Source organism: Bacillus sp. iso_77, assembly GCF_056173625.1.
On record NZ_CM149683.1, the window covers coordinates 2,719,552 to 2,740,795 of the forward strand.

The 21,244-nt window shown below is 41.4% G+C and carries 27 protein-coding genes; 12 read left to right on the forward strand and 15 right to left on the reverse strand.

What is annotated here, in order from left to right:
* Positions 1-63: 63 nt before the first annotated feature.
* The 3 genes from AC0VYC_RS13915 to AC0VYC_RS13925 are packed head-to-tail and all read left to right on the forward strand — an operon-like array spanning position 64 to position 2,632.
* Positions 64-1,065 carry an ABC transporter substrate-binding protein gene (locus AC0VYC_RS13915; protein ID WP_024719321.1) on the forward strand — a complete coding sequence of 334 codons (1,002 nt, stop codon included), beginning with the start codon at positions 64-66 and terminating at the stop codon, positions 1,063-1,065.
* 15 nt (positions 1,066-1,080) lie between these two features.
* Positions 1,081-1,851, forward strand: coding sequence for an ABC transporter ATP-binding protein (locus tag AC0VYC_RS13920; RefSeq protein WP_008342956.1), 771 nt, complete (start codon positions 1,081-1,083; stop codon positions 1,849-1,851).
* 34 nt (positions 1,852-1,885) lie between these two features.
* Positions 1,886-2,632, forward strand: a complete 747-nt coding sequence (locus AC0VYC_RS13925; protein ID WP_370529235.1) for an ABC transporter permease — start codon at positions 1,886-1,888, stop codon at positions 2,630-2,632.
* A 30-nt stretch (positions 2,633-2,662) separates the two neighbouring features.
* Here the strand turns inward: AC0VYC_RS13925 and ytkD are convergent, their stop codons facing one another.
* Complete coding sequence (ytkD, locus tag AC0VYC_RS13930) at positions 2,663-3,139, reverse strand: RNA deprotection pyrophosphohydrolase (RefSeq protein WP_008342951.1); 477 nt, start codon at positions 3,137-3,139, stop codon at positions 2,663-2,665.
* 246 nt (positions 3,140-3,385) lie between these two features.
* On the opposite strand from ytkD, the gene AC0VYC_RS13935 reads away from it, so the two are divergent.
* Entirely contained in the window at positions 3,386-4,039 is a 654-nt protein-coding gene (locus tag AC0VYC_RS13935; RefSeq protein ID WP_039168327.1) for a TerD family protein, read from the forward strand.
* 22 nt (positions 4,040-4,061) lie between these two features.
* Positions 4,062-4,844 (forward strand): AIM24 family protein, encoded by a 783-nt coding sequence (locus tag AC0VYC_RS13940; protein ID WP_008342947.1) that lies wholly within the window; start codon positions 4,062-4,064, stop codon positions 4,842-4,844.
* Between the two features lie 193 nt (positions 4,845-5,037).
* Here the strand turns inward: AC0VYC_RS13940 and AC0VYC_RS13945 are convergent, their stop codons facing one another.
* From AC0VYC_RS13945 to AC0VYC_RS13960, 4 genes are all read right to left on the reverse strand, one after another.
* Entirely contained in the window at positions 5,038-5,346 is a 309-nt protein-coding gene (locus AC0VYC_RS13945) for a hydrolase (protein WP_475388696.1), read from the reverse strand.
* 43 nt (positions 5,347-5,389) lie between these two features.
* Positions 5,390-5,794, reverse strand: a complete 405-nt coding sequence (locus AC0VYC_RS13950; RefSeq protein WP_008342944.1) for a phage holin family protein — start codon at positions 5,792-5,794, stop codon at positions 5,390-5,392.
* A 157-nt stretch (positions 5,795-5,951) separates the two neighbouring features.
* Positions 5,952-6,143, reverse strand: a complete 192-nt coding sequence (locus AC0VYC_RS13955; RefSeq protein WP_008342942.1) for a hypothetical protein — start codon at positions 6,141-6,143, stop codon at positions 5,952-5,954.
* A 124-nt stretch (positions 6,144-6,267) separates the two neighbouring features.
* A complete protein-coding gene (locus AC0VYC_RS13960) occupies positions 6,268-6,705 on the reverse strand; it encodes a Dps family protein (RefSeq protein ID WP_025207844.1) in 438 nt (145 codons plus the stop codon).
* 131 nt (positions 6,706-6,836) lie between these two features.
* On the opposite strand from AC0VYC_RS13960, the gene ytzI reads away from it, so the two are divergent.
* Positions 6,837-6,983, forward strand: coding sequence for a YtzI protein (ytzI, locus tag AC0VYC_RS13965; protein ID WP_017358370.1), 147 nt, complete (start codon positions 6,837-6,839; stop codon positions 6,981-6,983).
* An 8-nt stretch (positions 6,984-6,991) separates the two neighbouring features.
* Here the strand turns inward: ytzI and AC0VYC_RS13970 are convergent, their stop codons facing one another.
* Positions 6,992-7,429, reverse strand: coding sequence for a FixH family protein (locus AC0VYC_RS13970; protein WP_008342936.1), 438 nt, complete (start codon positions 7,427-7,429; stop codon positions 6,992-6,994).
* Positions 7,430-7,552: 123 nt separating this feature from the next.
* On the reverse strand, positions 7,553-8,026 hold the full coding sequence (locus AC0VYC_RS13975) for an S-ribosylhomocysteine lyase (RefSeq protein ID WP_008342935.1): 474 nt from the start codon (positions 8,024-8,026) through the stop codon (positions 7,553-7,555).
* 128 nt (positions 8,027-8,154) lie between these two features.
* Between AC0VYC_RS13975 and yidD the strand changes: the two genes are divergently transcribed.
* Entirely contained in the window at positions 8,155-8,379 is a 225-nt protein-coding gene (gene yidD, locus AC0VYC_RS13980) for a membrane protein insertion efficiency factor YidD (protein WP_327872076.1), read from the forward strand.
* A gap of 1 nt (position 8,380) precedes the next feature.
* On the opposite strand, the gene AC0VYC_RS13985 is transcribed toward yidD, so the two are convergent.
* A complete protein-coding gene (locus tag AC0VYC_RS13985) occupies positions 8,381-8,947 on the reverse strand; it encodes a beta-class carbonic anhydrase (protein ID WP_017358372.1) in 567 nt (188 codons plus the stop codon).
* Between the two features lie 213 nt (positions 8,948-9,160).
* On the opposite strand from AC0VYC_RS13985, the gene AC0VYC_RS13990 reads away from it, so the two are divergent.
* Positions 9,161-10,153 carry a metal ABC transporter solute-binding protein, Zn/Mn family gene (locus AC0VYC_RS13990; RefSeq protein ID WP_475388701.1) on the forward strand — a complete coding sequence of 331 codons (993 nt, stop codon included), beginning with the start codon at positions 9,161-9,163 and terminating at the stop codon, positions 10,151-10,153.
* 77 nt (positions 10,154-10,230) lie between these two features.
* Here the strand turns inward: AC0VYC_RS13990 and AC0VYC_RS13995 are convergent, their stop codons facing one another.
* Positions 10,231-10,473, reverse strand: a complete 243-nt coding sequence (locus AC0VYC_RS13995; RefSeq protein WP_017358374.1) for a type B 50S ribosomal protein L31 — start codon at positions 10,471-10,473, stop codon at positions 10,231-10,233.
* Positions 10,474-10,648: 175 nt separating this feature from the next.
* On the opposite strand from AC0VYC_RS13995, the gene AC0VYC_RS14000 reads away from it, so the two are divergent.
* From AC0VYC_RS14000 to AC0VYC_RS14015, 4 genes are all read left to right on the forward strand, one after another.
* Entirely contained in the window at positions 10,649-11,980 is a 1,332-nt protein-coding gene (locus tag AC0VYC_RS14000; RefSeq protein WP_035391038.1) for a cytochrome ubiquinol oxidase subunit I, read from the forward strand.
* Between the two features lie 22 nt (positions 11,981-12,002).
* Positions 12,003-13,049, forward strand: a complete 1,047-nt coding sequence (locus tag AC0VYC_RS14005; protein WP_169476099.1) for a cytochrome d ubiquinol oxidase subunit II — start codon at positions 12,003-12,005, stop codon at positions 13,047-13,049.
* A gap of 69 nt (positions 13,050-13,118) precedes the next feature.
* The gene (locus tag AC0VYC_RS14010; protein WP_008342921.1) at positions 13,119-13,277 is read left to right on the forward strand and encodes a DUF1540 domain-containing protein; all 159 of its coding nucleotides are present in this window, start codon (positions 13,119-13,121) and stop codon (positions 13,275-13,277) included.
* 25 nt (positions 13,278-13,302) lie between these two features.
* Positions 13,303-13,494, forward strand: coding sequence for a hypothetical protein (locus AC0VYC_RS14015; protein ID WP_327861889.1), 192 nt, complete (start codon positions 13,303-13,305; stop codon positions 13,492-13,494).
* 105 nt (positions 13,495-13,599) lie between these two features.
* On the opposite strand, the gene menC is transcribed toward AC0VYC_RS14015, so the two are convergent.
* The 6 genes from menC to AC0VYC_RS14045 all read right to left on the reverse strand — a co-directional run bounded on the left by menC (position 13,600) and on the right by AC0VYC_RS14045 (position 21,043).
* A complete protein-coding gene (menC, locus tag AC0VYC_RS14020; protein WP_327861888.1) occupies positions 13,600-14,724 on the reverse strand; it encodes an o-succinylbenzoate synthase in 1,125 nt (374 codons plus the stop codon).
* Positions 14,711-16,171 (reverse strand): o-succinylbenzoate--CoA ligase, encoded by a 1,461-nt coding sequence (locus AC0VYC_RS14025; RefSeq protein ID WP_058337241.1) that lies wholly within the window; start codon positions 16,169-16,171, stop codon positions 14,711-14,713. Before AC0VYC_RS14025 ends, menC begins: the two co-directional genes overlap by 14 nt.
* 70 nt (positions 16,172-16,241) lie before the next feature.
* On the reverse strand, positions 16,242-17,060 hold the full coding sequence (gene menB / locus AC0VYC_RS14030) for a 1,4-dihydroxy-2-naphthoyl-CoA synthase (RefSeq protein WP_008342913.1): 819 nt from the start codon (positions 17,058-17,060) through the stop codon (positions 16,242-16,244).
* A 14-nt stretch (positions 17,061-17,074) separates the two neighbouring features.
* A complete protein-coding gene (gene menH, locus AC0VYC_RS14035; RefSeq protein ID WP_025207850.1) occupies positions 17,075-17,905 on the reverse strand; it encodes a 2-succinyl-6-hydroxy-2,4-cyclohexadiene-1-carboxylate synthase in 831 nt (276 codons plus the stop codon).
* Positions 17,890-19,632, reverse strand: a complete 1,743-nt coding sequence (gene menD, locus AC0VYC_RS14040; RefSeq protein ID WP_144680055.1) for a 2-succinyl-5-enolpyruvyl-6-hydroxy-3-cyclohexene-1-carboxylic-acid synthase — start codon at positions 19,630-19,632, stop codon at positions 17,890-17,892. Before menD ends, menH begins: the two co-directional genes overlap by 16 nt.
* Positions 19,625-21,043, reverse strand: a complete 1,419-nt coding sequence (locus AC0VYC_RS14045) for an isochorismate synthase (protein ID WP_008342907.1) — start codon at positions 21,041-21,043, stop codon at positions 19,625-19,627. Before AC0VYC_RS14045 ends, menD begins: the two co-directional genes overlap by 8 nt.
* Between the last annotated feature and the right edge of the window lie 201 nt (positions 21,044-21,244).

A 21,244-nucleotide genomic window follows, 5' to 3' on the forward strand; every position in this document is an offset into this window, starting at 1 on the left:
TCACCAAAAATCCCTTTTGACATACTTTAATTAGTGATCTAGAACAAAGGAGGCGAATTACTCTTGAATCGTTCCATTAAAGTCAGACTGGCATTCATATTCGTTGTCCTGCTCTTTATTCCATTTGTCGCCTGTAAAAAAGACCAAGAGCAGACCGTACAAGTAGCCGAGGTGACCCATTCGGTCTTTTATGCACCGCTTTATGTCGCCCTTTCCGAAGGATTTTTCAAAGATGAAGGCTTAGAGGTTGAATTAAAAACCACTTGGGGCGGCGATAAAACAATGACAGCTCTCTTATCCGGCGGCGCTGATATCGCTCTGACCGGATCTGAATCTTCTATTTATGTGGAAGCACAAGACACGAAAGACTCTGTCATGAACTTTGCACAGCTGACACAAACAGACGGTACATTTCTTGTTTCAAGGGAAAAAATCAATCAATTTTCTTGGGATCAATTGAAAGGAAAAGACTTTCTCGGACAACGGAAAGGCGGCATGCCGCAAATGGTCGGTGAATATGTCCTGAAAAAAGAAGGCATTGATTTGAAACAAGATCTTCGCATGATTCAAAATATTGATTTTGCCAACATTTCAGGTGCTTTTTCCTCTGGAACTGGCGATTTTGTGCAGTTATTCGAACCGACAGCTTCCTTAATTGAAAAAGAAGGCAAAGGGTACATTACCGCCTCCTTTGGTGAGGCTTCCGGCAAGGTGCCTTATACCACCTTTATGGCAAAGAAGAGTTACTTAGAAGAAAACAAAGAGACAGCTGAAGCCTTTACTCGTGCCATTTACAAAGCGCAAAAATGGGTCAAAGCAAAGAGTCCAGAGGAGATTGCCAAGACAATCCAATCTCAATTTCCTGATACAGACCTTGATGTCTTATCAACAGCTATCAAACGCTACAAACAGCAGAACTCCTATGCAACAGATCCTCTTCTAAATGAAGAGGAATGGAACAAATTACAGGAAATCATGAAGGCAAGTGGTGAACTGCCGGAATTTATCCCGTACAAACAACTTGTCGATTCATCCATTGCCAAGAAGGTCACAGATCACAAATAGAACAGGAGGTAGCACATGTCTTTCCTTCAAATTGACCATGTGACCCACACATACTTCTCTTTAAAAGAAAAAACAACGGCCATACAGCACATCAATATGGAGATCACTCAAGGTGAATTCATCTCATTTATTGGTCCTAGCGGCTGCGGGAAAACAACCTTGCTTTCCATCATCGCAGGCATTACGCCACCCTCTGAAGGTCGAATTTTAATCGAAGGAAAAGAACCGAATCAACAGGAGCATCAAATCGGTTATATGCTCCAGCAAGATTATTTGTTCCCATGGAAAACGATCAAGGAAAATGTCATTCTCGGGTTAAAAATTGCAAAACAAGATTCACATGAAGCCACCTCAGCTGCCCTTAGCTTACTGCCAAAGCTTGGACTCAATGATGTCGAAGAAAAATACCCGAAAGAGCTGTCAGGCGGGATGAGGCAGCGTGCGGCTCTCGCCCGAACGCTTGCAGTTGATCCCGGCCTGCTTCTGCTAGATGAGCCATTTTCAGCACTAGATTACCAGACGAAACTGACATTAGAAGACCTCGTCTTTCACACATTAAAAAACTACCAAAAAACGGCTGTTCTTGTCACGCATGACATCGGCGAAGCCATTGCGATGAGTGATCGTATTTTCTTATTCTCAAAGCATCCCGGCTCTATCCAGCGAATGTTTACCGTTCCCGATGATCTGAGGACGCTCTCTCCTTTTGAAGCGAGACAGACAGCAAGTTTCCAAGAGCTCTTTCAAACGATTTGGAAGGAGCTGAAGACAGTTGAAACACAGTGATCTTTTACATGAAGCCTATCGAAAAAAAGTTCGAATGGAAAAACGCATGACGCGAGTCTACCAGTTGATCATTTTCGCCAGTTTCTTTTCACTTTGGGAGCTTGCGAGCCATTTCAGACTGATTGACCCGCTCATTTTCAGTTCACCATCTGCCGTCTGCCAATTGTTTGTACAAAAATTATCAGATGGTTCATTAATTAATCATATGAGCATTACGCTATTTGAAACAGTGCTCGGCTTTCTACTTGGTACTTTTTGCGGCATTTTATTAGCCGCCGCCTTATGGTGGTCCACCCGACTTGCAAATGTACTTGATCCTTATTTGGTTATTTTAAATGCGATGCCGAAAGTCGCTCTCGCCCCCATTTTAATTGTTGCCCTTGGACCAGGCATGATCAGCATTGTCGCGATGGGTGCCATTATCAGTGTGATCATTACCACCATCGTCATTTATACAGCCTTTCAAGAAGTCGATGAGAATTATTTAAAAGTCATGAAAACCTTTGGTGCGAAAAAAAGAACGGTCTTCCGTGAGGTCATTTTACCAGCAAGTATTCCAACGATGATCTCTGCCATTAAGGTCAATGTTGGTCTTTCTTGGGTTGGGGTCATTGTGGGAGAATTCCTTGTTTCCTCAAAAGGACTCGGCTATATGATCATCTATGGCTTTCAAGTCTTCAACTTTACACTCGTGTTCTTAAGTCTTTTCATTATCGCCGTCTTCGCCACCATCATGTATCAGCTTGTTGAATGGCTGGAACGCCGTTTTCTGCAAAAATAAAAAGCGCAGGGTCATTTCCCTGCGCTTTTTTTAACGAATCAAACCGTTCTTTTCTAAATAAGCAAGACTTTGTCTTAAGACATCATCTTTCATAATAAAACTGAAATTTTTATTTTTTGCGATGGATCTTGGTAAGTCTGCGAAAAGAACGGGTCCTTTCGTTTCAAAATACGTGTCCTGCTTGACGAGCCTTTCAATATCGGCGAAATAAATATTTTTGACAATGACTTTCTCTCTGCCAAGCACCTGATATTGCCCAATATACGTTAATTCACGAACAACAGCACCCGTCTCTTCGTGAATCTCTCGTATAGCGGCTTGATCTGCTTCTTCATTTGGCTCTACTTTCCCTCCTGGAAACTCGTAGCCTCGATCCTCATGTTCAGTAAGTAGCCATTTTCCTTGATAGCGGCAAATAGCCCAAACATGCTTAGGATGACTTGAAAAAGGCTGCTCTTCAAAAGAGAGCTTGACCGTATTATGATAATAGTCTTTAAATACATGCATGTGAAATCCCTCATATCCTGTCCTTGCTTCTTGTAAAACATCATACCACAGATCACATTTCTCTGAAGAATTTTTATGAAAAGTGAAACAAACAAGTGCTTCTATCTCGTCTGTATGTAAAATAAGTATTCTTGCTAAAACCTTTTTATCATCTCCATCCTCATCCCATTTTAATCATGAAACCTTTTGCCCATGATGACGTAAATCAATAAGTGTTTGTCCTACACAGACGAGGAGGAAACCAGCATGAGCATCACAAATGGATCAAAACAAGAAAATAACAAAGCATGGCCAATGAGGCAACATGAGAAAGAAGACGCTTCTCTTGAGGCAGTGAAGAAACACCTCATGAAAGGACAAAAGTTAGATTTAACAAAAGACAATCCAAATGTAGATCAAATTCATATCGGACTTGGCTGGGACTTATCTGGTCAGCCAATTGATTTAGATACGCAAGTGTTTCTCTTAAATGAAGAGGACAAGCTTCTGTCTCCAAAACACCTGATCTATTATCATCAGCAGCAAAGCTTAGATGGAGCTGTTCGCCATCTAGGTGATCATCAGGTCGGCGGAGGCCATCGGGACAATGAGATCATCATTATGCAGCTGAGCAGAGTCTCACCCGATATTCAGAAAATCGTCGTAACAGCCACGATACATGATGCACACGAGCGGGCACATCATTTTGGACAGGTGACCAATGCCTACTTGCGCCTTTCAGATCAAATCACACAACAGGAGATTTGTACCTTTCAGTTAACAGAGGATTATTCATTTTGTACATCCATCATTTGTGCTGAACTAACGAGAGTTGAGAACGAATGGAAAATCACCGCTACCGGACAAGGTACGACCCTTGATTTAAACGACCTATGCCGCATCTACGGATTCACATCTTGACAAAGAAAAGGAGCTGGCACAAATGGGATTTCATTTCAACACGATCGAAGAATTGACCTTACAAGCAGAAGGCAACGGGATCTTTTTTGCCAAAAAAGGCGCTATGATTGCCGATCAAGGTACATTTCAATACCGTAAACGATTACTTGGGACGAATAAAGGGAATATGGTCAGCCAAGTATTTAATCATATTAGCAGAAAATTAACAGGTGAAAACCTTGAGATGATGGAAGTGAGTGGACAAGGCACTTGCTACTTGGCTGATTCTAGCGAGCATGTGACCGTCATCAATCTTGAGCCGAACGGTCCTTGGCAACATGTTAGCGTGGAAAGTGAAGATTTACTTGCCTTTACCGAAGAATGTCACTATGGCGTGACACCAGTAGGCGTTGGGATTTTATCACAGAAAGGGCTATTTACTTCAAAGCTCTCGTATCAAGGTCACGGGGCGCAGGTTGCCATCAAAACAAATGGAAACCCGCTGATTTTAAAAGCACCTTGCCGTGTAGATCCTGACGCCATTGTCGCTTGGACGGGCAAAGCACCGAAAGTCAAATTAGATGTGAACTGGAAAACGTTCATTGGACAAACATCAGGCGAATCCTACTTGTTTGAATTTCATGAACAGGACCAAATTGTGATTATCCAGCCATCTGAACGAACATCTGGAATGCGGGTCGGGATAGATGATAACCGGTACAAACCCCAGAGTCAGAGTACCTCACACGAAATCACCAACTCACAGCAGGAAAATAGAGGCGGAATCAGTGATCTAATCGGCGGTATCTTACAGCCTCGAAAATAAAAGCATGTAGAATGTCTCTACATACTTTCAAATCGTTGACAAAAGGCTAAAATGAACTTTCTTTTAGCCTTTTGTCTTCTTTTCAGCGTGATAGAAAACCTTTGCAGTCTAGGAAAAACGAGTACTGGCGCGGAGCGAATTTGACATTCGTGAGCACCTGACAAAGAATTCGAGGGTTTGTCTACATGCTTTTTCAATTCATCAGTCCATTGGTCTCAATAAAGTTCTTTGTCTCTTCGTTACCGAGATCATGAATCATCGAGTAAATTTCTTTTCTTTTCCTATCCATTTCGTCGTTTGGACTATCATAATGATATTCAAGAAATGGAACATGCGCCCGAAAGAAACCTTTCCAATCTGTCATATACTGTTCATCAAAATACTCTCTTAACTGCAAGATTTGGTCATCATCTGCTTCTATCTGAAATTGCCAAGCAGCCGCGTCTCTGTGCTGTGAGATTGATCCGTCTTGAACGGATACATAGTATGTGTGTCTCGACATCTGATTCATCCTTTTTCCTTTAGTATGACCAGATATGAAGAAATTACGGCTTTTTGCGCAATTTATTTTTAATCATGTCTAACACATCAATAAACAACTGTGGAATGGGAATTCCGAGAGCTCTGGCTGTTGAGACAATCTGGTACGATTCATAAATAATATAAAAGATGAGCGCTAAATCCTTAATTGTCCCCCCAGTCTTCAGCATGACATCGAAGAAATGTGCCATGGATATTAAAGAGATCGTCACAACCTTTCGAACAAGCCTGGTCAAAAAACGCTTCATCGTAAGTTGTCCAGTCACAGATTCTCTTAGGCTTGAACAAATTAATTCTATAGCCATGAGTGTCACTAATATCATGAGTAAATATCCTGCTCCACCAAACAGAAAGCCCATTGCCGACAAACTGACTGTAAACAACGAAAAGATGCCTAAATCCTTGCTCACTTGGCATCAACATCCTTTCATAGTGGAACTTCTTACCTCAATAGTATATGCCGCATTTGATGAATAGCTTGGACGACAAAAAATAAAGGCATGGTTAGCTGTTCAAAAAATTCGTGAAGCGCATAAAAAGAGCCGCCTGTGACGGCGGCTTTCTTGGTTAAACTCTGACATCAATAAACGTAGCGTCTGAATCTTTGGGCTGAACAGCTTGAGGCTGCTGCTGCACTTGATCGAGCATCACCATGGCTTGGGCTGTGTTCGTGGCAAGCTGTGAATTCAATAAACTGATATTAAGTGTTTTTTGAATACTCGCCACTTGCTGGCTCATCATTCCTGCAATTGAGGACATCTTCTCCCCTCCCTTCCCTTTTCTCTTCGGCTGAAAGCCCCATCAATTCAATGGGCTGTCTGTCACAAATCCACAAAAAAAGAATGCCGATCTGTTTGATGATCGACATTCCTTTCACATTCGCTTATCCTAAGTATGCTTTTAGCATCCAGTTGTGTTTTTCAATGGATTGATGAATTGCAAGCAGCATATCACCTGTTGTTTCATCGCCAACTTCTGCAGCCAGCTCCATGCCTTGCTTAAGTTCTTCTGCAATATTAGAGAAATCATCATACAGATTTTTCACCATTTGCTCGGCTGATTCATTGCCTTCCGCTTCTTGAATGCTAGAAATTTCTAAGCACTCTTTCATTGTCGCAACAGGTTGTCCATTTAATGCGAGCATACGCTCAGCCAAATCATCGATATAAGTGGCTGTTTCTGTATATAATTCCTCGAATTTTTCATGGAGTGTAAAGAAATCTTTTCCCTTTACATACCAGTGATAGTTATGTAATTTTACGTAAAGCACAGTCCAATCTGCTACTTGTTTATTGACGACGTTTAATAATTTTTCAGACATGTTGATTCCTCCTTATGTAGTTGCGTTTAGTATGGGATTACCCTTTTTTTATTATACTGAAACCTGCCATCATTTTCTTCTATTTTGACCGCATGAAATATATGTTAATATGGAAATAAGGAGGGAGTTAGATGCTGTTACTTGGGATTATCAGCTTTATCATTATCTCAATCGTTGTCTTTTTATCACTGTGGACGACATCAAAGGCTTATGATTACAAGCATAAAGTCGATTCACCACAGGATGCTGAACCAAACCAACGTCCTAACCCAAAATAAAACCGCTTTCAATGATGTGAGGTATCTTCTTCTTCAGTAGATGAACTCTCTTTTTTCACATCACCTACATGGATGTTTGTCTTCGGCATATTATGCTGCTGTTTAGCTGTCACATGGACTTGTATGATATAAAGGCCATCTTGTTTGAAAGCTGTATGCAATTCATATACACCTTTCTCCTTTTTCTTTGGCTGAATCATCTTGCTGTTATCCTTGTCGCCATCTTTCCACACTTCAAATTCAACATCATCTGCATCATCAACAGGCGTATCACCATATGTGACAGCTGCTTTTACGATAACGTTTTCATTTTTCTCCACTTGCTCCGGCCCTGTTAGTTTGACTTCTAATAGCTCAGGCACTTCTCCCTTGTCATTGCTCGCTGCCGAGTTTCCACATGCACTAAGTAATGCGAGCATCAAAATGATTCCTACCATTTTCCGCATTCGTGTATCCCCCTTTTTTTACTGACATGTCCATTTTAACAAATATCCCCTATTTTAACAGCTCTCGTTTCATTTCATATAAAAAACCGGACATTCAATATGTCCGGTTCATCATCTTACTGTTTATCCAAATACTTTTAATAGCTCTTCTTGATCCTGAGACAGCCAGAAACGCATTAAACGTTTTGCTCCTTCAAGATCATGAAGCTTCGCTTGACCGCACTGCTCTTCATTTGCAGCAGGAATTTCTGTTACTTCCACTGCATCTTTGAATGTTGCATCAAGCAGTTCAACGATCTCTCTTGGTGTCGGTGCACCGCTGACAACTAAATAGTAGCCAGTCTGGCAGCCCATTGGAGAAATATCAATAATATCAAAATGATCATATTTCTCTGAGTGTGTTCTAATATTAAACGCAAGTAAATGCTCTAATGTATGAATCGTATCAGGTTTCATTGCCTGCTTGTTTGGCTGACAAAAACGGATATCAAATTTGTTCACTTCCCCATCTGATCCCACTTTATGAACGCCGCAATGACGAACGTAAGGTGCTTTTACAGCATTATGGTCAAGTTCAAAGCTTTCGACTGAAGGCATTAATCACCACTCCTATAATTGCAATTTCCTATATTATAACATATTGTTCCGACCAGTTTAGTTTATAAAACTTCCCTTCCTTGTCCTTTTTTCTTATACTGTGAAAAGACAGACAAGGAGGAACCTCTATGAAACAAATTTTTATCGGCATCATTCGCTTTTATCAAACATGCATTTCCCCTCTAACACCACCGAGCTGCAGGTTTTACCCCACTTGCTCAAACTACGGGCTAGAGGCGATCAAAACGCATGGCGCTTTAAAAGGCGGCTGGCTCACGATTAAACGAATTTTAAAATGTCACCCGCTGCATCCTGGAGGCATGGATCCGGTCCCGCCTAAAAAGGAAAAATAACTTACTTTTCTTCATAACCATTGACAACTAAGTCAAGCTTACCTGTTCCAGGATCAATGACAAGACCATGTACAGGCACATCAGATGGAAGAAGCGGATGATTTTTAACGACAGATACACTGTCTTTCACACTTTCTTCAACTGAGCTAAAGCTTTTGAGCCACTGTTGAAAATCGATTCCTGAGTATTCCAGTACTTCAATCCGTTTTTCTGGAATACCACGCTCAATGGCTTTATTTAAGAGTGTTTCGCTGTCTATTTTACTCATCCCACAATCGTGATGCCCAATGACGTACACCTCGTCAGCATTCAATTCATAAACAGCCACTAAAATGCTTCGCATAATACTTCCAAATGGGTGAGAAACAAGAGCGCCAGCACTTTTGACAATTTTAATATCGCCATTTTTCATGTTCATGGCGCGTGGAAGCAGTTCAACAAGTCTTGTATCCATACATGATAGAATGACAGCTTTTTTCTGTGGAAACTTCGTTGTTGTAAACTCTTCATATCGCTTCTCTTCAATAAATTGTTGGTTATATTCGATGATTTCGTCTAAAAGTTTCATAAGTTTGTCCATTCCTTTTTCTTTTTTTAAAAATAAATATAGCACAATGTTTTAAATTTCGTCACGTTTTGACGTCTATTTTTTTAGAGGAAACATCTTCTGATGAAAATTTTTTATTTTCCTCTTTTCAAATCGTAATTATTACGATACAATAACTCAGGACATTAAATCGTAATCATTTCTATCTAATAGGTTGAGAGGAGATATTCTTAGATGAAAAAAATCTTTTTTATTTTAACAGCTGCTTTATTAGCGGTCGGTCTTGCCGCTTGCTCAAGCAGTGCGGGGACAAATGCTTCAAAAGGAAAAGCAGATGGGAAATTAACCATTTACACGACGATCTTCCCTATTCAAGATTTCACTGAAAAAATTGGCGGCTCTCACGTGAACGCTCAAAGTGTGTACCCTGCCAATGCAGATGCACACAGCTTTGAACCAAGTTCAAAAACGATGGTTGAAATGGCTGAAGGAGATGCCTTTATTTACAGCGGAACAGGTGCTGAAGCATTTGCTGATAAAACGGCTTCTACGTTAAAAGACCAAGGCGTGAAAACAGTGAAAGCAGCTGAAGGCATCAAGCTATTATCAACACAAGAAGAACATGCTCATGAAGAAGGGGAGGACCATGATCACGATCATGAAGGTGAAGATCATGACCATGATGGACACGACCACGGAGATAAAGATCCCCATGCATGGCTAGACCCTGTTTATGCACAGCAAATGGCAAAAAACATTAAAGACACACTCGTTTCACTAGATCCAGATCATAAAGACGAATACACAAAAAACTATGAATTACTAAAAAAAGAATTACAATCGTTAGATCAGGAATTCAAAACAACGTTATCTAAAGCAAAACATAAAGAAATTCTCGTTTCTCACGCAGCATACGGCTACTGGGAAAAACGCTATGGCATTGAGCAAATCAGTGTACTAGGACTCTCTGCTTCTGAAGAGCCTTCCCAAAAACAGCTTGAAAATATCGTACAACAGGCAGAAAAGCATCACATCAAGTATGTCATTTTTGAAAATAACGTCAGCAGTAAAGTATCAGATACGATTCGCAGTGAAATTGGGGCAAAAAGCCTTACACTGAAAAATCTAGAATCCATTACAGAAGATGATGCTAAAAATGGCGAAAGCTATGTCAGCTTAATGAAACAAAATTTAAACACATTAAAAACAGCTTTAAATGTTGAATGAATTCATGAACCCCGTGCGATCAGCCGGGGTTTTTTACTGCACAAAAAAACACACCATGATCAGGTGTGTTTCTTTGTCTACATTTGGTATTTTTTCTTAAACTGCTCCGCTCTGCCGCCTTTTTCTCCGAATTTCTGGCGTCCTGTATAAAATGGATGCGTATCAGAGCTTGTCTCTACTTTAATGACAGGATAAGTCTTCCCATCTTCCCACTCTACGGTCTCATGTGATGTCTTTGTTGATCTACTTAAGAAGCGGTAACCGCTGTTTACGTCCATAAATACAACTTCATGTGAGGTTGGATGAATATCTCTTTTCAATGTCAAAACTCCCTTCATCATTAAAACGTAATGGTTACGTTTTATAGTTATATTCTACTCCCCCTTTTACAACTTGTCAAAAAACAAGCTTTCTTAGTCAGGAAGAATAATCTAAAAATGGTGGAGAATAATAAACACCATCAAAAGAGATGCGATAAGAAAGGCGGAGAAAAAATTGACTGATCTCGTTTTAGCTAGAAGTCTGTTCGGCACAACAATGGGCTTCCATATTATTTATGCCTCGCTTGGCGTAGGCATCCCGCTAATGATTTTGTTAGCTGAACTCATCTTTCAAAAAACGAAGGACCCGCATTATGCCATCATGGCCAAACGATGGACAAAAGCGCAGGCTGTTCTGTTAGGTGTTGCCATTCCAACCGGTACCATTGCTGGTACGCAGCTTGCCCTTCTATGGCCTGGTTTTATGGAGGTCATCGGAAAAGTCATGTCACTGCCATTTCAAATAGAAATTTATGCTTTCTTTATTGAAGCATTATTTATGTCTATTTATGTGTACGCAGCAGATCGTTTATCACCAGCCATGCGCATCATTACCGTTATTTTCGTTGTCATTGGTGCAGCAGCTTCAGCGATTCTCATTACAAACGTACATGCTTTTGAAGGAACACCCGCTGGCTTTCAAATGGTCAATGGAGAAATAACGAATATCGAACCTTGGAAGGCATTTTTCAATCCTAGTTTTGTTGTAACTGCTACTCACGTAGTACTGTCTGCTTTTACAACAGGCGCTTTTGTCATTGCTTCTGTCGCTGCATTTAAAATGTTGAAAACAAGAAAAAACGAAAAGCTCTATACCTTTCATCGAAAAGCCCTTTTTCTTGGACTGATTGTAGGCGGACTTTTCTCTTTTCTCACAGCCTTAAACGGTCACGAATCAGCTCAGCTTCTGTATGAATATCAGCCTGAAAAATTAGCGGGTGCTGAAGGGTTATTTGAAACGCAATCACATGCGCCTCTGGCCATTGGCGGTTTTACTGATGCCAATACGCAAGAAATCAAAGGAGCGATCGAAATCCCTTGGGCACTTAGTTTTCTTGCAGGAAATAGCTTTGATACTGTGGTTAAAGGGTTAAATGATTTTCCTAGGGACGAGTGGCCGCCTTTATTTATTCACACATTATTTAACGGAATGGTCATTATCGGCTCATTGCTCATTTTCTTTGCTGTGTTAGCACTGTTTTACCGCAAAATTTTAAAACGCGAACATTATCCAAAATGGCTGCTTGTCCTTTATTTATTTGGCGGGCCCCTTAGTCTCTTGGCGATTGAATTTGGCTGGATCTTTGCCTGTACAGGCCGTCAGCCATGGGTGATTTATCGAATGCTCAAAACCTCTGAAGTCGTCACATCATCAGGATCTATCGGTACACTTTTCATCCTTTTTGCCATTGTCTATCTCATTTTAGGCATCGCAACTGTGATTGTATTGACGTACTACTTTAGAAAACATTCAATTGAAGAAGACTTACGGTTAACAGAATCTTAAAAAGGGAGCGATCTTGATGCAAATGGATGTAACAACTGATGCACTCATTGCAATCACCATCTTATGGGGATTCGTGTTTATCTATGCAGTGATGGCATCAATGGATTTCGGTGCAGGATTTTGGTCAATGATTTACATGAACAAAGAGCAGACAAAGGCCGCAAATATCGCAAATAAGTATCTTTCTCCAACTTGGGAAGTAACAAACGTCTTCATTGTGGCCATCGTCGTTGCCTTGTTTAGCCTGTTTCCAGGTGCAACATTTGTGCTAGGCACTGTTCTATTAATACCCGGCAGCATTATTTTGTTGCTTCTTGCACTGCGAAGCGGATTTCTCGTCTTCTCTCATTCACTGCCTAAAAAATATAGAAAAGCCGTGACATATATTTCAGGAATTAGCGGCTTTATTATTCCGTCCATCCTCATCATGGTTCTCCCCATTACACATGGTGGATTCATTTTTCAGGAGAATAATGTCTACTCATTAGATTTAGGATTGGTCTTTACAAGCGCAAATGTCTATTCTTTCGTAGGTTTTGCGATTTTCAGTACCCTTTTCCTCTCATCTTTGCTTTTAGCTGATTTTTCTAATGTTGCAAACGAAGATGAGGCTTATAACATTTATAGAAGAGGAGCACTGATTACAGGTCCACTTTCTCTCATGATGGCTTTCTTTATCATGCTCACACTGAGAAGTGAGGCCAATTGGCTGTTCACAAAAATGATGCAGAACATCCCGATCCTGCTTGTTTCTCTACTCATGTTTTTGCTTGCAGGTTTGGCTCTATTTTTACCAAACAGTCGCTTTAAACATCGGAAAGGGAGACCACGTTTAGCGGTTATCGCCATTACAATTCAATATTTCTTAGCAAGCTATGTGTATGGTCATGCGCATTTGCCCTATATGGCCTATCCTGATATTACCATCATGTCTGGGTTTACAGATCCCGTCACATTTAGGGCATTATTTATTACGTATATTGTAGGGTTTATCATCCTATTCCCTGGGTTCTACTTCTTCTGGAAATTGTTTATGAAAGATAAGCGTTATATTCGTCAGGAAGATTAACATGAATGAACGACCCGTGCTTCGGTTACATTAATAAATGAAAGACATACTCAAAAGGAGGTCATCTGTATGAGTCAAAAAATCCTTTGTGAAGTAAACAACTGTTCCTACTGGAATACTGGAAATCGTTGTGGTGCAGATGCAATTTATGTCGTCAGCCATACAGGAAATACGGCTGAGAAAAGTGAAGAAACTGACTGTAAAACGTTTAAACCTCAAGACCTTTAAGTCTCATTAAAGGAGGCGCTTCGCTTTGAAAAACGATCGGCTTGCTCAAACGTTTCTTGAAGAAATTCAGGACGCGGACGAGGCTGCATTTTATCAAGCAGCTCACTCCTTTTTAAATCTTTGGGATTATGAATACGGACATGTTTCCGACATGCCCAATGACATGCGTCAGTATATTGGACAGCTTGCTTACGACAGCGGGCTTGTAGAAGAGTAAGAAAGAGCGGATGACCGCTCTTTCTTTTTGTTCAGACAGGAAGGAAAAACTTTCCTTAACTATACAGTGGTTCTATGGATGGTGCAAATGGCGATTCATTCGTTTTCATTTCACAAAATCATGTTTTGTAAACACATCAATTTTATCTGAGAAAGAACGAAGCGCTTGATAATCAACTTCTACACCCATACCTGGAGAACGCGGTACTTCAATAAACCCATTTTCAACTTTAATTTCAGGAAAAATGATATCCTGCTCCCAATATTTCGCCGATGCTGAAATATCCCCAGGAATCGTAAATTGCGGAAGTGATGCAAGTGCCACGTTTTGCGCGCGAGAAATGCCTGTTTCAATCATTCCACCGCACCATAACGGAATCTGCTGCTCCTTGCAGAACGCATGAATTTTAAGAGCTTCAGTCAGCCCTCCAACTCGTGAAGGCTTCACATTAATAATCTGACAGCTTCCAAGTTCTACAGCTTTTCTCGCATCATCTAAAGAACAAATACTTTCATCCAAACAGATTGGTGTTTTTAAATGCTTTTGCAAATGCCGATGATCGACAATGTCATCTGCAGCTAAAGGCTGTTCAATCATTAATAAACGAATATCGTCGAGCTGCTTCAGTTTGCTAATATCTTTTAATTCATAAGCAGAGTTTGCATCCGCCATTAACGGGAGGTGAGGGAAAGACTCCCTTATCTTTTGTAGAAGTCCAATATCTTGTCCCGGCTTAATCTTCACTTTCACACGCTGATAGCCTTGATCAACAAACTGCTCGATTTGCTGAATCATATCATCTATTGGTCCTAACCCCGCAACGACACCAGATGGAATTCTATCTCTAGTACCGCCTAAGACGTCACGCAAGGACTTATTTTCTCGCTTCGCATAAATATCCCACACAGCTGCCTCAATTCCCGCTTTGGCCATTCTATTGCCTTTAAAATGGTACAAGCTGTCTGGTATGTCCGAAGGATGTGTAAAAGATCGGGTCAGCACGTTCGGGATAAAGAAAGCCCTGAGCATGTGATAGCAGGTCTCGATGGTTTCTTCTGTATACCACGGAGAAGAGAAGGCAGATACCTCTCCCCATCCAGTTAATCCTGTTTGATCTTTGACCTCGACAATAATAAACTCACGCTCTGAAATGGTCCCAAGGCTCGTTGTAAATGGCTGTTTGAGTTTCATCGTGACATGATATAAGATCACACGTTCAATTTGAATCATCTAAAAACCCCTTTGATTTGAGTCTGTGCCTCTGCAATTTATTCGACGCATTCCTTGGCAGCTCATCCACAAAGTGAAAAGCGGCGGGCCATTTATACTTGGCTAATTGCGACTGACACAAAGCATAGAGCTCATTCTCCGGAATCTGCTCATCTGTCACAAGGAAGGCAGCAGGTACCTCTCCCCATTTTTTATCATATATACCCGTCACTCCGGCTTCCTTTACATTTGGATGTGTTAAAAGAACTGCTTCAATTTCTGCTGGATAAATATTTTCTCCGCCAGAAATAATTAAGTCTGACCGCCGATCAAGCACAAATAAGAATCCGTCCTCATCTACATAGCCAATATCACCCGTTTTCAGCCAGCCCTGCTCAAATGCAGCAGCTGTTGCCTCTTGACGATAAAGGTAGCCTTTCATGACATTTGCACCTTTTACCATGATTTCACCATGCTCAAAAGGACGACACGGACGGTCCTCATCTTGAATCTTTAATTCACACCCAAAAAGGGGTTTTCCCGCTGATCCAAGCTTTTCCACACTAAATTCTGGCGCAAGTGTCACAATTTGCGAGCAGGTCTCCGTCATACCGTACGATTGAAACACAGGAAATCCTTTCTCCTTACTCTCTTGAAGCATCGCATAAGGCGCAGGGCCTCCGCCTAACAGCAGACAACGCAAAGATGATGGACATTCTTCAAGTCCACTTAATAAACGGGACAGCATGGTTTGAACAACTGACAACATCGTCACTCGATGCTGTTCAATAGCATTCTTGACTTCATCGACATCAAACTTTTGATGTAGCACGACAGTCATACCGTATATGACAGATTTAAATATAGCGGATAAACCGCTTATATGAAAAAGAGGCAAGGCAATGAGCCAGCGGTCGTCCTCCCTGATCCCTAAATTCAATGCCGAGGAAACAGCACTATGAAAATGATTGCCAAACGTTTGCTCCACCCCTTTAGGGCGTCCTGTCGTTCCAGATGTATACATAATCGTCGCCGTCTCATTTAAATCAATATCATGTACGACCTTCTTTTCCATATCATGATCTGCATCAGGTAAAGTCTCTATTGTATAAACAGGTAAATCACCATGATGCTCATTTGCATATGCAGGCTCTGTTAATAAAGCCATGACTTTCGCATCTTCCAGCTGAAAACGTCTCTCTGCTTTTGTTAACTTATTATTCAATAACACAATCTTGAAGCCTAATAAAAAACAAGCGTGAACAAGCATGACCATATGAGGATGGTTGTTCATTAAAATCGCAACCGTATCCCCTTTTTTAAAAGAGACACGTGTCAGTCGATTCGCAAGTTGGTCTACATCATTCGCTAAATCACGAAATGTCCACTCTTTGTCTTGATAAATGAGTGCGACCCGGTCTGGCGTTAAATACGCACGGTGCAGCAGCCAATTGGGTTGCTTCATCATGACACCTCCTTTTCATAAAAGAAAACAGCTCAGTCTGATGCACTAAGCTGTTTTCATCCATATCATTGAATCAAGGGAAACGAGGGAACTGACCGAAGTCTGGCTTCCGTTTTTCCTTAAAGGAATCGCGTCCTTCTTTTGCTTCATCTGTTGTGTAATAAAGAAGGGTCGCATCTCCTGCAAATTGCTGAATACCAGCTAATCCATCTGTGTCCGCATTAAATGCAGCTTTCAAGAATCGTAAAGCAGTCGGGCTCTTTTCTAGCATGTCCTCACACCACTTCACTGTTTCTTCTTCCAGCTGCTCTAATGGTACAACTGTGTTGACAAGTCCCATATCAAGCGCTTCTTGTGCATTGTATTGACGGCATAAGTACCAGATTTCTCTTGCTTTCTTATGACCCACAATACGTGCAAGATAGCCAGATCCATAACCAGCATCAAAGCTGCCCACTTTTGGTCCTGTTTGTCCAAAAATCGCATTGTCTGCTGCAATCGTGAGGTCACACACGACATGAAGCACATGTCCGCCGCCAATCGCATAGCCCGCAACCATCGCAATAACTGGTTTTGGAATGACACGAATTAAACGCTGTAAGTCTAGGACGTTTAGACGCGGAATTTGATCGTCTCCTACATAGCCGCCATGACCGCGTACTTTTTGGTCTCCACCAGAACAGAATGCTTTACCTCCAGCACCTGCAAGGACAATGACACCAACATCTGAATTGTCACGAGCACGTGAGAATGCATCAATTAATTCACTTACGGTCTTTGGTGTAAAGGCATTATGTACGTGCGGACGGTTAATGGTGATTTTTGCAATCCCATTATATGTTTCATATAAAATTTCGTCATACTGACGCTCAGTTTGCCATTCAATAGCCATCAATATTTCCTCCTCTAATCTTGCGATAAAATAAACTCACTTACTATTTTACCAAAAAAATGTGGTTGTTCCACATGAACTGTATGCCCGGCATGCTCTGCTACTGTGAATTGACTGTATTCAAGCGCCTGCTGCATACGTTTGGCGATGTGACAAAACTTTTTATCAAGTGTTCCGCAAATGAGTAAAACAGGCTGTTTTATCTGCTTTAATGCTTGCCACATAGACGGCTGTGAACCGGTTCCTATACCTTCTAAGCTGCGAGCCAGCCCGTTAGGATCGGCTTTTAGCCTTCCCTCTCTCAGTTGCGTTAGCCTGTCCGCTGGCAAGGATTTCTGCGAAGCAAACAGCGGAATGTTCTCCCAAAAATCCACAAACTGCGCTAACCCTTCATGTCTGATCTTTTGAGCTAACTGATGATCATGATTCAGCCTCGCCATCCGCTCTTTAAAAGAGTTCAGCCCTGGAGATGTACTCTCAAGAATCAGTTTGTTTACACGTTCTGGATAACGGGAGGCAAATGATAAAGCAATACGCCCTCCCATAGAATATCCGAGAATGTTCACTTTGTGAAGCTTTAATTGATCTAAAATCTCAGCAAGATCTGCCAGCTGTTGGGACATTGCATATCTTCTTATACTCTTTGGTGAGTCTGTGCGACCATGTCCAAGCAAGCTGACCTGAATCAATCTCGTATGTTTTTCTGTATAAGTATTCAAAAAAGCCCAAGAAGCTGCACTCCCTGTAAAGCCATGTAAACATAACGTGGCATTTTCAGCAGATGGATTATGGTCTATCACCTCATACGCCACTCCATCGTGCATTCGTATTATGAGTGAAGGCATTCTTTTTTCACTTCCCTCAATATCTCGTCCATCATTTGGCGATGTTTGCCCACGCGAGAATGCCGGTCAGTTTCAATCTCAATTAAATGAAGCCCTGGTTCTTGGATATGCGCCAAGTACACATCTTTTAACTCTTCTTTCGTTGTTGGCTTCGAATAGGTTCCCCCATATAGCTTTGATGCATACTCAAAATTCAACCCAGTCGGCGTACCAAAGAGCTTTTCATAATACGGTTCATCGGATGCCTGCGGAAGGAAAGAAAAGATTCCTCCACCATCATTGTTTAACAATACAACCGTGAGCGGAATGTCCATTAGCTTAGCTGCAAGAAGACCGTTCATATCATGGTAAAAAGATAAATCGCCGATGACTAAAGTGATGGGTTGTTTCAAGGCTGCATATGTTCCAAGAGCTGTGGACACAACACCATCAATACCATTTGTTCCGCGATTCGCCATCATCCGAAACGGTTTTGACTGCGTTTCAAAAAAGGTATCGACATCTCGAATAGGCATACTATTTCCGATAAAGAGCACACTCTCTTTTGGCAAAAGGTGCTGCAGCTGACGATACACATTTCCCTCAAATGTCAGGTCCTCATCATTGTATTGATTTACATGCATTCTAAAAGAAGAATTGACACTCTGCCAGCGTCGTAAATAAGATGTATCCTGACGCTTTTCCGCTCTCATCAAGACTTCTTCTACAAAAGAGGCTGCATGACTTTCAATCATGTATGATGCGCTTAAACCAGGATCTCGATAACCACCCGCAGCATCGACGACAATCTGCTTCACTTCCGCATGCTTTTCTAGCCACTTAAATAATGGCTTAGACACAGGCATCGGTCCAAAACGAATGACCATTTCAGGCAAGAGATGCTGCTGCAATGCCTCATCTTTTAACAAAGAATCGTATGCATCTATGATGTATTCTTCACTTTCATGTCCATTTCGCAAAAGAGAAAGCGGGTCAGCTAAAATAGGCAGATGCAAAGCTTTTGCAAGACGTAACACTGACGCCTGCTCTTCCGGCGAGTGAAGTTCACCAGCAACAATGATTCCTTTTGCCGCTTTGTTCATGATAGACACTAATTCTGACATAACCCGATCATCCGGACGAGCTTGACCTGCTGCTAAAACTTTGTTCGCAACTCCTTCTTCTCTATTAAAAGGATCAATAGACAAGTCAGGTAGCAATGGTTCTCTCAGCGGCACATTCACCTGAACTGGTCCCTTTGGCTCCTGCATAGACACATGACTTGCCCTAGCAGCAGTAGTTTGGACATACCGCAGCATCGTTTGGCTTTCTTCTGGCAAGGCTAAGTCTGTGAACCATTTAACAAACTTACCGAATAAGAATTGCTGATCAATCGCTTGAGGTGCCCCAACCTCCCTCAATTCGTGCGGCCGATCAGCAGTTAAAACAATCAATGGTACCCGAGAATAATGTGCCTCGACAACAGCTGGGTAAAAGTTAGCTGCTGCCGTACCTGATGTACAAATGAGTAGCACTGGTGTTTGGCTCGCTTTCGCAAGACCCAGTGCATAAAAAGCAGCAGACCGTTCATCCACTAACACATGGACATTGATTTCTTGATGAGCAAGAGCGAGCATCGCAAGCGGTGTTGAACGGGAGCCAGGACAAACAACTGCCTCATTCACACCACTTTGCACAAATTCATCCATTAATCTGCCAATATATCTTGTCATGATTTGATTATTCAATAGGACGACCTCCAAGAGCAGACAGCATTGGTCTTAATTTCACTTGCGTTTCTTCATACTCTTGTTTTGCAAGGGAATCCTCTACAATTCCACATCCAGCAAACAAACGAACTTGGTCTTCCTCAATAAGACCTGATCGAATGGCGACAGCAAATTCTCCATTGTCCTTAGAATCAATCCATCCCACTGGCGCCGCATACCAACCGCGTTTCAACGGTTCGATTTCACGAATCACCTCTACCGCTTTTTCCTTAGGATATCCTCCAAGCGCTGGTGTTGGATGAAGCTGTTCAATTAATGAAAAGAGTGAACAGCTGCTTTTAATTTCTCCCACAATGGGTGTAAATAAATGCTGAATGTTTTTCGTTTTATAAAGACTTGGTTGATTTGGCTTATGCACATGATGGCAGTTTGCTTCAAATGCCTGTTCAATCATATTCACGACAATTTGATGTTCAATCAAATTTTTCTCATCACAAAGCAGTTCCTCACCTAGTGCCTGATCTTCTACTTCATCTTGACCACGTACAATGGAACCTGCCAAACACGATGAAAACACTTCACCACCGCTTTTTTTTACTAAACGTTCAGGCGTCGCCCCGACAAATGCTTGTCTTCCCTGCTCTATAGCAAATACATAACTCGTTGTTTGATGTTTTAGTAATTCTGCTAATAGTGGAGCGAGTTCAATTTGATTTTTATAGTGAAGCAAGACTTCTCTTGCTAAAACCACCTTTTCATATTCGTTCACACGAATGTGTTCTGTCGCTTCATGGATTGCTTTCATCCATTCCTGGACATCTAACTCTTCCATATGAACAAGCTCAGCTTGTCCATGATTTCTGACAGGCAATGCATCAAAATTAGAAGCTTTCTGTTCTAACTCTTGAATGAGCTGATGAACATTCCCGTCCACCTCGTTCCATTCATTGATCGTTAGAAACGTGCCTTCTTTTGAAACAGTCAGCATCATCGATGGCACAAAAAAATGAGCCTCGCCAAATGCTTCCCAGTGACGCGCCTTTTCTTCGTATGGATCAAATGAAAATCCTCCAAATAAAAGCGGACCAACTGCCGCTTGCTTTAACTCCTTCTCATCATGAAAATGGAACATATGCTGTTTCAGCTGCTCCCATTCTTGATGGACGATATTGAATCGTTCTTTGCCTTGCTCTGATGATTTAATCACGGCCGCTCTGCCAAGTCCAGAAAATATCATTTGGCTTTCTGGATCAGACCAAAAAAACCGCTCGCCTAAAAAATCCGCTTCGCCGCTTTGGAAAAAGGCAAGAGGATCCAGATCGTCAACTCTTCTGGAGTAGCTTATCAAAACAGCATGGTTGACGTTATTCGCTTCTTCTAATGTCGCAAGCGCTTCCTGCCGGAAAGTACTTTGCACTGTTGTCACCATGATACATTCCTCCAAAATCCATGAAATAACATATAAAAATAAAACCATCATGTAAAAAAATACATGAACATTCGAGTATGTCGAATGACCTGCTTTTCTATTATAAACCTTAACAGATGAACTTAGTAAAGAAAACAGCTTTTAAAACCTCGAATCCTTATTATATCACGCTTTCAAGATTTTTTCGCTCCCGCATATTGA